The organism is Sellimonas caecigallum (assembly GCF_019754295.1).
Taxonomy (GTDB): Bacteria; Bacillota; Clostridia; order Lachnospirales; family Lachnospiraceae; genus Sellimonas; species Sellimonas caecigallum.
Window position 1 is genome coordinate 1 of sequence record NZ_VIRV01000006.1, and the last position, 12,413, is coordinate 12,413.

The 12,413-nt window shown below is 46.6% G+C and carries 11 protein-coding genes and 1 pseudogene; all 12 read right to left on the reverse strand.

Annotated elements, in window-relative coordinates; all coding sequences use genetic code 11:
* On the reverse strand, nucleotides 1–1,019 hold a 1,019-nt coding region (locus FLB61_RS05560; protein WP_221919620.1), incomplete at its 3' end, for a 3-deoxy-7-phosphoheptulonate synthase.
* Nucleotides 1,020–1,105: 86 nt separating this feature from the next.
* Nucleotides 1,106–1,660 carry an SMC-Scp complex subunit ScpB gene (gene scpB, locus FLB61_RS05565; RefSeq protein WP_204244137.1) on the reverse strand — a complete coding sequence of 185 codons (555 nt, stop codon included), beginning with the start codon at nucleotides 1,658–1,660 and terminating at the stop codon, nucleotides 1,106–1,108.
* Entirely contained in the window at nucleotides 1,644–2,429 is a 786-nt protein-coding gene (locus tag FLB61_RS05570) for a segregation and condensation protein A (RefSeq protein ID WP_221919621.1), read from the reverse strand. The genes scpB and FLB61_RS05570 overlap by 17 nt, the downstream gene beginning before the upstream one ends.
* A 111-nt stretch (nucleotides 2,430–2,540) precedes the next feature.
* On the reverse strand, nucleotides 2,541–3,458 hold the full coding sequence (locus FLB61_RS05575) for a metallophosphoesterase (RefSeq protein WP_221919622.1): 918 nt from the start codon (nucleotides 3,456–3,458) through the stop codon (nucleotides 2,541–2,543).
* Nucleotides 3,455–4,270: an HAD-IIA family hydrolase gene (locus tag FLB61_RS05580; protein WP_087211335.1), complete on the reverse strand. Its 816-nt coding sequence runs from the start codon at nucleotides 4,268–4,270 to the stop codon at nucleotides 3,455–3,457. Before FLB61_RS05580 ends, FLB61_RS05575 begins: the two co-directional genes overlap by 4 nt.
* Nucleotides 4,271–4,315: 45 nt before the next feature.
* Nucleotides 4,316–5,476, reverse strand: coding sequence for a D-alanyl-D-alanine carboxypeptidase family protein (locus FLB61_RS05585; RefSeq protein ID WP_330625509.1), 1,161 nt, complete (start codon nucleotides 5,474–5,476; stop codon nucleotides 4,316–4,318).
* 112 nt (nucleotides 5,477–5,588) lie between these two features.
* On the reverse strand, nucleotides 5,589–6,488 hold the full coding sequence (locus tag FLB61_RS05590; protein WP_087199127.1) for a sensor histidine kinase: 900 nt from the start codon (nucleotides 6,486–6,488) through the stop codon (nucleotides 5,589–5,591).
* A gap of 33 nt (nucleotides 6,489–6,521) precedes the next feature.
* Nucleotides 6,522–7,092, reverse strand: a pseudogene (locus tag FLB61_RS13445) (response regulator transcription factor); the annotation flags it as partial.
* 42 nt (nucleotides 7,093–7,134) lie between these two features.
* Nucleotides 7,135–7,722: a putative ABC transporter permease gene (locus FLB61_RS05600; protein WP_221919624.1), complete on the reverse strand. Its 588-nt coding sequence runs from the start codon at nucleotides 7,720–7,722 to the stop codon at nucleotides 7,135–7,137.
* Between the two features lie 124 nt (nucleotides 7,723–7,846).
* Complete coding sequence (rpsU, locus tag FLB61_RS05605; RefSeq protein WP_004054229.1) at nucleotides 7,847–8,023, reverse strand: 30S ribosomal protein S21; 177 nt, start codon at nucleotides 8,021–8,023, stop codon at nucleotides 7,847–7,849.
* Between the two features lie 167 nt (nucleotides 8,024–8,190).
* The gene (gene alaS, locus FLB61_RS05610; RefSeq protein WP_087211346.1) at nucleotides 8,191–10,836 is read right to left on the reverse strand and encodes an alanine--tRNA ligase; all 2,646 of its coding nucleotides are present in this window, start codon (nucleotides 10,834–10,836) and stop codon (nucleotides 8,191–8,193) included.
* Between the two features lie 27 nt (nucleotides 10,837–10,863).
* Entirely contained in the window at nucleotides 10,864–12,375 is a 1,512-nt protein-coding gene (locus FLB61_RS05615; protein ID WP_087199115.1) for a 4Fe-4S dicluster domain-containing protein, read from the reverse strand.
* Nucleotides 12,376–12,413 lie beyond the last annotated feature (38 nt).

The following is a 12,413-nucleotide window of genomic DNA, read 5'->3' on the forward strand; positions in this document are numbered from 1 at the left end:
GCAATCCTGCGTATGAGTTTTTCTGTATCTTCCCATCCAAGGCATGGGTCTGTTATTGATTTTCCATACACGCGGTTTTCTGTAATTTGTTGATTTCCTTCTACCAGATAGCTTTCGATCATAACTCCTTTGATCAGTTTTTTCAGCTCCGGATTATATTTTCTGCTGTGGAGTACTTCGCTTGTGATCCGGATTTGTTCTTTGTACTGTTTGTTGGAGTTGGAGTGGTTTGCATCTACGATGACTGCCGGATTTTTGAGACCGGATGTCTGGTACATGGCGCTTAACCGATATAGATCTTCGTAGTGGTAGTTTGGTATGCAGGTGCCGTATTTATCGACTCCTCCCCGGAGGATTGCGTGTGCCAGGGGATTTCCTGTCGTTGTCACGTCCAGTGTCCGGTAGATGAACTGGTGTGCTGCCTGTGCCGCTTTTACGGAATTCAGCATGACAGCCAGGTCTCCGCTTGTTGGATTTTTCATTCCTACTGGAATATCCATGGCGCTTGCTGTCAGGCGGTGCTGCTGATTTTCTACAGAGCGGGCACCGATGGCTTCGTAGGAGAGAATGTCATCCAGATAACTTCTGTTTTCCGGGTAGAGCATTTCATCTGCACATGTCAGTCCGCTTACTTCGATAGCGTGGATGTGTAGCTTTCGGATGGCGATCAGTCCTTCCAGAAGGTTTGGCGCTTTATCTGGTTCCGGCTGGTGGAGCATCCCTTTATATCCTTCTCCTGTTGTTCGTGGTTTGTTTGTATAGATCCTCGGAATCAGAATTAATCTGTCTTTTACTTCCTCGTTGAGGACTGCCAGCTTTTCCACATATTCACATACCGCGTCTTCGTTATCCGCGGAGCATGGACCCACGATCACGAGAAATTTGTCTGAGTATCCGGTAAATACGTTGCGGATCTCTCCATCTCTTTCTTCTTTTCTTTTCTTCATCTCCTCGCTGAGCGGATATTCTTTCTTCAGCTCTTCCGGTTCCGGAAGTTTTGCCTGTATCATCATTGCCATAACTTTATCCTTTCTGTCTTCTTTTCTATGCTGCTGCATTCTTGTTTTTTCGGTTTTCCTTTTTCTGACAATCTTGTTTTGATCTTCTAGACATGAAGTTTGATCTTTGCCTCGTCTTCCGCCTCTTCCTTAAAATGTTCCAGCTGTTCCGGATCTACGGAGGGGAGATCATCCAGCGACTGGACGCTGAATCTCCTGAGGAATTCTTCTGTTGTTCCAAAAAGGAGCGGTCTTCCCGGTGCATCCAGTCTTCCAACTTCACAGACGAGATTGTATTCCACAAGTTTATTGACCGCATGGTCTGATTTCACTCCCCGAATCTTTTCAATCTCCAGCTTTGTCACAGGTTGTCTGTATGCGATGATGGACAATGTCTCAAGGAGTACATCCGAAAGAACCTGTTTCTTTGGCTGTTTTGCAATTCGGATGAGATACTCATATGTATCTGTCTTTGTACACATCTGATATGCTCCGTCAAGCTCAATGATCCGAACTCCTCTGTCCTCTTTTTCGTACTCCTTCTGCATTTCTCCCACCGTCTCCCGCACGGCGGTTTCTTCTGTCTCCAACGCCTTTGCCAGCCTGGAAATATCTACCGAATCTCCCATAGTAAAGAGGATCGCCTCAATGATCCCCGCCATTTTCTTTTTGTTCACTCTTTTCCTCCTCCGCTGTGGATGTGATCATGATTTCCCCGAACGTCTCCTCCTGCTCGGCACGCACACGTCCGGATTTCATCATCTCCAGCACAGCCAGAAATGTCACTATAACCTGTACTTTGGATGACTGTCTCATCAGGAGATCTCGAAATGAAAACCGTCTGTGAAGTTTTGTGTAAGCGGAAATGTAGTCCATCTTCTCCGGAAGTGTCACTTCCTCTTTTTCTATCTTCCCAAATTTGCTCCTTACCGGATCTATCTTTTCTGTCTGCCTGCGGATCACTTCCTGAAAGATCTGATTGAGCTTTGTCAGCGTCAGATCTCCGATCAGTTCATCCAAATCCACAGGAGGAGTGTACTCTGACACTTCTTTTGGAATATCCGGTTTCTTAAACATACTTCTGTCGCTCAAAAGCTCTCTGTCTTTTAGTTCAAGCGCCATATATTTATACAGTTTGTACTGGAGAAGCTGCTCTACCAGCTCCTGCCTTGGATCTTCCTCTTCCCCTTCTTCGTTTACTTCTTTTGGCAGAAGCATTCTGCATTTGATATCAAGAAGGGTTGCTGCCATCAGGAGGAATTCGCTCATGGTATTCAAGTCTTCTCTTTCCATTGCCTTGATATATTCCATATATTGGTTCGTGATCTCCACGATCGGGATATCATAGATATCGATCTTATTTTTGTCTATCAGATGCAAAAGCAGATCCAATGGCCCCTCAAACACCGGGAGCTTGACCGGTATTCCCATTTTCTTGCCTCCTGTCTGTTTCTGGTTTTCTGCTGCATCATGATGTTTCGCACACAATGCCGCTGTTTTTCATTATACATGATTTCTGCTCTCCGCACAACGTTGTCATAGTTATTCTGGACGCTGATTTTTCTTCTTTCCGGTTATTACTACTACCTCAGCCCGGTTAAACAGGCGAACAGTAAAAGAGTGTGTCCCCAGCCCTTTGCTGACAATGATATCGCTTTCCTTTTTCTTGTAATGGCCTCCTGAATATTTGGGAAACAATGTAAGCTGAGGGGAGATGACACCGCCAAGGAACGGAAGTCGCACAATTCCGCCGTGAAGATGTCCGCATAGGATCAAATCCGCCCCCCACTTTTCGTACTCCTCTGCGTAGAGAGGCTGATGTACAAGAAAAATACGGTATGGCTCTTCTTTTCCAAGACGATCCCTGGAGCTTTCCATCTTTTTTTGAAGTTCCTCCACATCTGCCCCTTCAAATTTCTTTTTTCCTTTCCACGGAAGACCTTTTCCGTAGTATCGAACGGGAATCTCTATCCCGGAAATCTCCGACTCCATACCTCCGATGGTAAGGAGGGCTGTCTCATTTTCCAGCATATGCACTCCGTGGGAAACCAGATGTGCACGGTAGTTCGCATAGGTATCCCCGTATCGTTCCATTCCTTCTTTCATTTGCTGTTCGTGATTCCCGTTTGCACAGTACACTGGGCAGATCTTCGTCATCGCTTCCATAAACCGCACTGCAGGAAAAATTTCTGCCTCTTTACCCCGAATCAGCATATCGCCGCCGACGAGGATCAGATCAGGCCTTTCTTTTCGAATCGCGTCTATAAGTTTCTGATTCTTTTCCCCGTATTCCTGGTTGTGCAGGTCACTCAGGAAAACGATTTTCCAGTCTTTCATCATTTCAGGAAATTTATCCGAACGTACCTCATATCTTGTGACACGAAATGTATGTGTCTCATACAGAATCCGAAGAAAAACAATACATACGAAAATCCCTGCCGCGGCCAAATAAACCGTCATCTTCCGGCTCCTTCCCCACGCGCCTTTCGGACTGCATCATACAGCTGGCGGATCGTATCAAATGCATAGTCCGGTTTCCAGATGCTTGTCCGCACTTCCTCCGGATCTGCCTCGCCCGTATAAACGACGGCAGTCTCAATGCCAGCCTCGATACCGCAGGCAATATCCGTATACAGGCGATCCCCTACCACAAGATATTCTTCCGGGCTTCCTTTGCACTGCTGCATACACAAATCTGCGATCAGGCGATTCGGCTTCCCGATGAAATACGGTTTCCTTCCCGCAGTCACTTCCAACATTCTGCAGATTGCTCCGCAGTCTGGTATGAATCCGAAAGAGGCCGGGCATCTGAGATCGGGATTCGTCCCAAGGAAATCTACCTCTTTTTGAAATAAAAGCCTGCATGCGTCTGTCATTTTATCATAGTTTAATGTGCTGTCAAATCCGACCAGGACGCAGTCCACATGATCCTCCGCCTTTTCTGTTACTAGAATACCTGCCTCTTTTAATTCTTTAATAAAGGAAGGTGTACCAAGTACAAAAATCTTTTTTCCCTCATAATATTTCTTCAGATAAAGACAGGCGGCGTAGGATGCCGTCATAAACTGGCTTTCCTCCGTCCGGATCCCCCAGTTTTTAAACTTCTCCACATAGTCTTTTCTGCTTTTTGTGGAGTTATTTGTAATATAAAAACATCTTCCGCCCGTCTCTTCTATCCATTCCAAAAATTCTTTTGTGCCGTCATATAATGTCGTGTCCACGGCCAACGTGCCGTCAATATCAAACAAAAAATATTTTTTTTCTCCTAGCATTCTTTTGGCTCCCTTCCACGACATTATATAATTTTTCTTAAGATTTTACAACGAAAAGCTGCCTAAAACCTCTTCTATGGCTCCTTTGAGTGTCAATGCGGGCACCGTTTCTTTTGCCACGACGGGCACCTCTCCGATCGTTTTCTCTCCAATCTTGTACACGACTGTCCCTATCTTCTCCCCTTTTTTGACCGGCGCAGTTTTCTTTTTGTCCATGTTGATTTCCTTTTTTACCTGGGAAAGGTCGTTTCCTTCGGTGTCCACATAGGAGAATCCTTCTTTCTGGATACCGACAGCCTCTTTCTTTTCTCCCTTCTCTACCGGAATCTTTTCCTGGAGCTTCGAGTAATCTGCATCCTCGTACTTTTGGCATTTGGAGAACCCATAATTCAAAAGTTTCTGAGCGTCTGCCATCCGAGTCTTGGAGTCCGGAGCTGCCATGATGACGGCAATCAAGTCGATATCATCTTTTCTTGCTGTGGCGCTCAGACAAAATTTGGCTTTCCCTGTAGATCCAGTCTTAAGTCCAGTGGCATAAGTGTACTGCCTGATCAGCTTGTTTGTGTTGGAAAGCCCAAATTCTTCCTCTCCTTTTTTCGTTTTATGTACGATCGTATCCATCCAGATTTTCGTGTAGTTGTAAATATCCGGATACTTCGTGATCAGTTCCCTCGACATCAGCGCGATATCCCGGGCTGTCGTGACATGGCCGTCTGTATCCAGACCGTTACAGTTTTTGAAAGATGTATTTTTCATCCCAAGTCCTTTTGCTCGTTCATTCATGTCATTTACAAACGCCTCCTCTGATCCTGCGATCCGTTCTGCCATGGCCACACAGGCATCGTTGGCGCTGGATACGACAATACATTTCAGGAGTGTGTCGACAGTCTGTTCTTCTCCTACTTCCAGAAATACCTGGGATCCTCCCATAGATGCGGCATACTCTGAGGTCGCTACCACGTCCTCCTTTTTTATCGTCCCTGCCTCCAGTGCATCGTAGATCAGCAAAAGTGTCATCACTTTTGTGACGCTTGCCGGCGGGCGTTTACTGTCCGCATCTTTTTCATAAATAACTTTCCCTGTGGACGCTTCCATGAGAATCGCCGACGGCGCTTCGATGGCCGGCCCTTCTTCTGCCTTTACCGGCACTACCCTGCATGAGAACAGCAAAGCGGCTGCCAGCACGGCTGCGATCAGTTTTTTCACGTAGTTTCCCCTGTCTATTTCCTTTATTATCATTTTACAGGACACTTGGGAAAATATTCCTTTTTCCAGGCAAAAGAAGATTACCCAGATGAGACGACACGAGCATACACTTTTATCCGAGGAGAGGAAAGCGAATCTCTATGGCAAACCAGCCATCATCAAGAAAAGCCTTGATCTGTCCGTTCATCCGAGTTGTAAATTCTTTGGCAATGGAAAGGCCAAGCCCGGCAGAACTTTTGCTTCTGGCTTGATCTGCTTTATAAAACCGTTCGAACACGCGGTCAGGATTGATATCTCCTGGTCTTTCCGTCTTGTTTCGAAACAGGCAGACTGCTTCCTGGCCGTCCCTGCGAAGTGCAATGCAGATCTGGCTTTGCCCGTGATCCAGCCCGTTTTTGATAATATTGCGGACGACCCGTTTAAGCCCCTGCTCATTTCCCAGCATCTTCATGGATGTTTCCTCTATCTGGATATCCGGCTCTATGCCTCTCTTTTCCCATTCATCGTAATAGGAAAAAATCGTCTCTTTGAGAATACGCTCAAAATAAAGTTCTTTGAGTTCAAGATTGTACGTCTCATTTTTCAGTCTTGTGTAAGTAAAGAGCTCCTCCAACATCTCTTTTAAACTGTCGATCCTCTCTTCGATAACAGAAAGATAACGTTGCCTGTCCTCCAGTTTCTCACTGTCTCTCAAAAGCTCAAAATATCCATTTAGGGAAGTAAGGGGAGTGCGGATATCATGGGACAGATTTGTGTAGATATCGGAAATCTCCTGCTCTTTTTTCAGATATTTTCTGCGTTCCTTCCTTTGGCGTTCGATCATCTCATTGAGGCAGTCGGCAAGTTCACGGATATCTCCTCCGTTTATCTGCTTTGTGATCATAAGATTGCTCTCATGTTCTTTCAAAAACGAAAGTTGGCGGCAGATATCTCTGATCTGCCGCTTGTAAATAATCAATATACATACTAAGATGATGACTGCTGCCGTAAGCAGCACAATAATTGCTCCCATTATCGTATATCCCTCTTTTGAAATACAAACATACTAAGTATGACAAAAACAATACCGTAAATGGCTGCTGACCATATGCCGCGCAAAGCCTCCTGCCCTGTCAGATGAATTCCGATACTTCCGATCTGTCCGGAGCTTTTTTCGTATATTGCTTATGTGGACATCGATCGCCTTCGTCTCTCCCATAAAAGGTTCCTGCCAGGCCGCCTCGAAGATTTCTTCTTTGCCAAATAACTTTCTTGGGCCATGTAAGAAAAAGCTCCAGAATCTGAAATTCCTGCCTTGTGATCCCGGTAAGGATGGTCCCATTTACGGATATCTGATGTTCCTCTTTGTCAAGTCTTAGGCCTTTGTGTTCCAGCACTGTTTTCTGCCCGACATTCCCGCTTTTTCTGAGCTGCACCTGGATCCTTGCAAGCACTTCCCGGATCTCAAAAGGCTTTAAAATATAGTCATCCGCGCCAGCAAGGAGCATATCGACCTTGCTGTCCAGCTCTTCTTTTGCCGTCAGGACGATGACCGGGACCTGTCCTTTTTGCCGGATCTCAAGAAGCACTTTTTCTCCCGGCATCCCTGGAAGCATGAGATCCAAAAGCACGAGATCAAACCCTCCTTTTTCCAGTACCAGATTCATCGTCTTCTATGATCAATATCGCTGCCATGCCGTCTCCTCCTCTTTCTCTTCTTCTGCTTTTCGCTTCTCCTGCTTCTTTGCGCGGTAAAGGGATGTGGAAAAGTCCAGACCATAAAGAATCAGAAACAGACTTCCGATGATTTTCCCCATGGACGTCGGAATGCTGCTTACGAGGAATATGACAAAATTCTGCAGGAACAAGAAAAGGAACACAGTATAGAATCCCCAGGCTATCGAGCTTTCCAGGCATATGATACCACGGTAATTGAACGGTTTTTCGTTGTAGTCCCACCAGACTTCGCCGAAGATACGGATCATCACGATGGCTGTAAAATACTCAAGCGTGGTAGCCACGATGGATCCCACAAAAAACAGGAGTACCGGGCAGTCTGCAAAAGGCCGCAGCATGAAAAAGACAGATAGAGCCCCCAACCCGTAGATTGGGCAGCACGGTCCTTTCGCAAATCCCCGGTTTGTCAGTTTCCGGTTGCAGATCGACATATAAATGGACTCCACGATCCATCCCATAATGCTGTACACCATAAACCACAGGACGATCTCATAAGAACTTTCTCCAAAGATCACTCCTTTATACCACATAACTTTTCCTCCCTTTATTATGAAAATGTGTCCCCTTTTGGCGGGAACACAAAAAGTATTTTTCAATTCATATTTTACAAACAAAAATAGGGTGTTGTACAACACCCTATTTATCTGCACATAATTAGTTATATTTACGTTTTCTAGCAGCCTCAGATTTTTTCTTACGTCTAACGCTTGGTTTTTCGTAATGTTCTCTTTTACGAATCTCCTGCTGGATTCCAGCTTTTGCGCAGTTGCGTTTGAATCTGCGTAAAGCGCTGTCTAGTGTTTCGTTTTCTTTTACGATTACATTTGACATTGTCTCACACCTAACCTCCCCTCCAGTCCTGTATTGTGCATCATACGACTGTTCGGGTATTTTATTGCACTACAAGTATTATAGCACACTTTGCTTAAACGTCAAGAAGTTTTTTGCGTTTTCTTTCACAAGTATCGATGAAAAGCAGGCAAAGCCTCTTGATCTGATCAGGAAAGCTGTTCTCCCAGTACTTCTTCTGCTTTCTTCAGAGCATCGTCCACTCCTGCCGGATTCTTGCCTCCAGCCTGAGCCATATTCGGGCGTCCGCCTCCGCCGCCTCCTACAAGGCCTGCGATGGCTTTAATAAGGTTTCCGGAGTGCGCGCCTTTTTTCACTGCTCCGTCCGTTGCGGTCGCCATGAGACTTACTTTTCCGTCTGCCACGGATGCAATAACTGCCACGCCTTCGCCCATCTTTTCTTTGAGCTGGTCTCCCAGTTCTCTCAGACCATTCATGTCGACGCCTTCTACTTTGAGCATAACTGCTTTCATACCGCCGATTTCTTTCATCTGATCCATGACATCTCCCATGGCGTCTTTGGCAAGTTTGCTCTTCAAGCTTTCAACTTCGCTTCGGAGTTCTTTGTTTTCCATCTGAAGATGCGCGATCTTTTCTTCCAGATGATCCGGAGTCGTCTTCAGCGCTTTTGCAGCCTCATGGAGTACATTTTCCAGGTCTGCATAGTAAGTCAACAGTCCTTTGCTTGTCAAGGCTTCGATCCTTCTCACTCCAGCTGCCACTCCTGTCTCAGAGATGATCTTGAAACAGCCGATGGAAGATGTATTGTCTACGTGAGTACCGCCGCAGAATTCAATGGAGAAATCCCCCATGCTGACCACACGCACGATATCGCCGTATTTTTCGCCAAACAGAGCCTGTGCGCCCGTCTTTTTCGCTTCCTCGATCGGGAGATTTTCTACTTTGACAGGGAGGGCATCTGCGATTGCCTTGTTGACGATCTCTTCTACCTCTTTTAATTCCTCCTGTGAGAGTGCGGAAAAATGAGTAAAGTCAAAACGAAGTCTGGAGGCATCCACATAGGATCCTGCCTGCTCTACGTGTGTCCCGAGAACCGTGCGGAGCGCTTTCTGAAGCAAGTGTGTGGCACTGTGGTTTCTTCCGGAAAGGAGACGATTTTCTTCTTCCACCTGAAGCTTTACGGTATCTCCTGTCTTTACCATTCCTTTTGTCACGCAGCCGATATGTGCGATCTTTCCGCCAAGCAGTTTTTTGACATCTTTTACTTCAAAGGCAAAGCTTCCGTCTTCAGAAACGATCGTACCTTTATCCGCGTTCTGTCCCCCGCTTGTAGCATAAAACGGTGTCTCTTCCACAAAGATCGTGCCTTCCACACCTTCTGTGAGCGCATCTGTGATCTCTGTCTCTGTCGTGAGAACCGTGACTTTGGAAGCGTGCGTCAAAGTGTCATAACCTACGAATGTACTTGTAACAGACGGGTCGATGGACTCATAGACTGTCACGTCGGCGCCCATGTAGTTTGTGACTCCCCGTGCTGCGCGGGCAGTCTCTCTTTGGACTTTCATAGCCGCCTGGAATCCTTCCTCATCAATGCCAAGTCCCTTCTCTTCCAGGATCTCTTTTGTCAGATCCAGAGGGAATCCGTACGTATCGTAGAGTTTGAATGCATTTTCGCCGGAAAGCGTCTTTTCGCCATTTTTTGCCATGTCTTTTTCCATATCCGCGAGAATGCCAAGCCCCTGATCGATCGTTTTGTTAAACTGATCTTCCTCTTTGCTGATGACATTGAGGATGAAATCTTTCTTCTCTTCCAGTTCCGGATATCCGTCTTTGGATCCTTCGATAACAGTCTCACAAAGTTCATTTAAGAATTTTCTTCCGATGTTCAGAAGTCTTCCATGACGACAAGCACGTCTGAGAAGACGGCGAAGCACGTAGCCTCTTCCTTCGTTGGACGGCATAATTCCGTCTGAGATCATGAATGTCACGGAACGGATATGGTCTGTGATAACACGGATGGAAACATCCTGATTCTCATCTTTTCCGTATTCCACGCCTGCAATGCGGCATACGTGGTCCCGGAGTGCCTTTATGGTATCTACATCAAAAATAGAGTCCACATCCTGCACAACAGAGGCCAGTCGTTCCAGTCCCATTCCGGTATCGATATTTTTCTGCTCCAGCTCACTGTAATTTCCGTGTCCGTCATTGTCAAACTGTGTAAAGACATTATTCCAGATTTCCATATAGCGGTCGCACTCGCATCCTACCGTACAGTCCGGGCGTCCGCATCCATATTTTTCTCCACGGTCATAGTAAATCTCAGAACAAGGTCCGCAAGGTCCGGATCCATGTTCCCAGAAGTTGTCTTCTTTTCCGAATTTGTAGATCCTCTCTGCCGGAATCCCCATCTCCTTGTTCCAGATGTCAAACGCCTCCTGGTCGTCAACATATACAGACGGATAGAGACGTTCCGGATCCAGCCCTACGACTTCTGTGAGGAATTCCCAGGACCAGCGGATGGCTTCTTTCTTAAAGTAATCCCCAAAGGAAAAGTTTCCGAGCATCTCGAAAAACGTACCGTGACGCGCAGTCTTCCCTACATTTTCGATGTCCCCGGTACGGATGCATTTCTGACATGTAGCCATCCTGCGTCTCGGCGGGATCTCCTGTCCGGTAAAATACGGTTTTAACGGTGCCATACCAGAGTTGATAAGAAGAAGACTCTTATCGTTGTGCGGTACAAGCGAAAAACTCTTTTTTACGAGATGTCCTTTGCTTTCAAAAAAATCCAGGAACATCTTTCTCAATTCGTTCACTCCATAAGTCTGCATGACTTTATCTGCCTCCTGATCGTATATTTAATTTAATTCTATTTCTTCCAGCTCTTTTGGCGGAAGCTGTTTTGTGGAATGATTTACAAAATCATCCAGTGCTTTCTTTGCCTTTGCAACCTGGATATTCGTCCCTGCACCGGCGATGCATCCTCCCGGGCATCCCATCCCTTCGATGAGACATCCGTTCATTTTTCCCGCTTTGGCAAGAGCCAGTATCTTTTTACATTCTGCAAGCCCTTCCGCGTGTTCGATGTTGACTTCCACATCCGGGTAGTATTCGTTGATACATTTCTCGATGGCTTTGGCCACTCCTCCGGCCGCCGCATATCCTCTTCCTGCCCCTGTTGCATTATGGAAAGAGGATTCCGCCTCATATGTAGTGAGATCGATCCCTTTTGCGTCAAAAATGGCCTGAAGCTCTTCAAACGTGATGACAAAGTCCACATCACTTCGTACAGTCCTTCTGGACGCCTCCAGCTTCTTGGACGCACATGGCCCAATGAAGACAACTCGTGCTTCCGGATGTTCCTGCTTAATCGTGCGGGCTGTCGCCACCATCGGAGTAAGCTCCTGGGATACCTCATCGATCAGATCCGGAAAATACTTTTTCGCCAGCATGGACCAGGACGGACAGCAGGATGTAAGAAGGAACGGCAGTTCCCCTGTCACAACCTTTTCCACATAGTGATGTGCTTCGGCGATAGCGCCGATGTCGGCCCCAAGTGCCACTTCGTACACCGCGGAAAATCCAAGCTCATGGAGGGCGGCCTTAATATTTCGCGGCGTGATTCCAGGCCCGAACTGTCCTACAAATGCCGGCGCCACCTCAGCGATGATCTCCTTTCCCTCCTTCAATGCCTGTATCAGCTGGAAAATCTGAGATTTGTCGGAGATCGCCCCGAACGGGCAGCTTACCATGCACATACCGCAGGATACACATTTGTCCGGGTTGATGCGGGCACGTCCGAATTTGTCGGATTCGATGGCCTTGACGCCGCAGGCTGCCTGACATGGACGTTCTTTCTTGGCAATGGCGTCATACGGGCATACAGATTTACATTTTCCGCATTTGATACATTTTTCCTGATCGATAAAAGAATGTCCGTTTACCATAGAAATAGCCCCTTTTGGGCAAACTTCCATGCATGGATGCGCGAAGCATCCTTTACACATATTGCTTACTTCGTATTTATTTTCTTCACAGGCCGAGCATGCCGACGGGATGACCTGCATAAGCGGCGGCTCGTAATATTTGTCCGAAATATTACTTGCCTCAACGCCTGCAGTCAGATGAACAGGCTTATCTTCCGGTCGAAGAGACATACCCATGGCGAGCCGCATCTGTTCACTTACGATAGAACGGAAACGGTACACCCCTTCCCTGTAGTTTTCCGTATTTTCATTGACAAGCCGGTAAGGCACAGCTTCCAACTCTGCGTTCAGTGTTTCCGGCGTGGATTCAAATGCGATCCTAGCGACCTCCTCGAACACTTTTCTTCTTCGCTTTCTTACCGGAGTATCAAGTCCTCTCATCATGGCAGATCCCTCCTAATCTCATTCTCTTAAAAGTTCTT

Excerpts from the sequence above, each read along its gene's own strand:
- FLB61_RS05570 (WP_221919621.1), bottom strand. The coding sequence starts at position 2,429 with ATGGGAATACCGGTCAAGCTCCCGGTGTTTGAGGGGCCATTGGATCTG.
- scpB (WP_204244137.1), bottom strand. The coding sequence starts at position 1,660 with ATGGCGGGGATCATTGAGGCGATCCTCTTTACTATGGGAGATTCGGTA.
- rpsU (WP_004054229.1), bottom strand. The coding sequence starts at position 8,023 with ATGTCAAATGTAATCGTAAAAGAAAACGAAACACTAGACAGCGCTTTA.
- FLB61_RS05580 (WP_087211335.1), bottom strand. The coding sequence starts at position 4,270 with ATGCTAGGAGAAAAAAAATATTTTTTGTTTGATATTGACGGCACGTTG.
- FLB61_RS05615 (WP_087199115.1), bottom strand. The coding sequence starts at position 12,375 with ATGATGAGAGGACTTGATACTCCGGTAAGAAAGCGAAGAAGAAAAGTG.
- FLB61_RS05590 (WP_087199127.1), bottom strand. The coding sequence starts at position 6,488 with ATGGGAGCAATTATTGTGCTGCTTACGGCAGCAGTCATCATCTTAGTA.
- FLB61_RS05575 (WP_221919622.1), bottom strand. The coding sequence starts at position 3,458 with ATGACGGTTTATTTGGCCGCGGCAGGGATTTTCGTATGTATTGTTTTT.
- FLB61_RS05600 (WP_221919624.1), bottom strand. The coding sequence starts at position 7,722 with ATGTGGTATAAAGGAGTGATCTTTGGAGAAAGTTCTTATGAGATCGTC.
- alaS (WP_087211346.1), bottom strand. The coding sequence starts at position 10,836 with ATGCAGACTTATGGAGTGAACGAATTGAGAAAGATGTTCCTGGATTTT.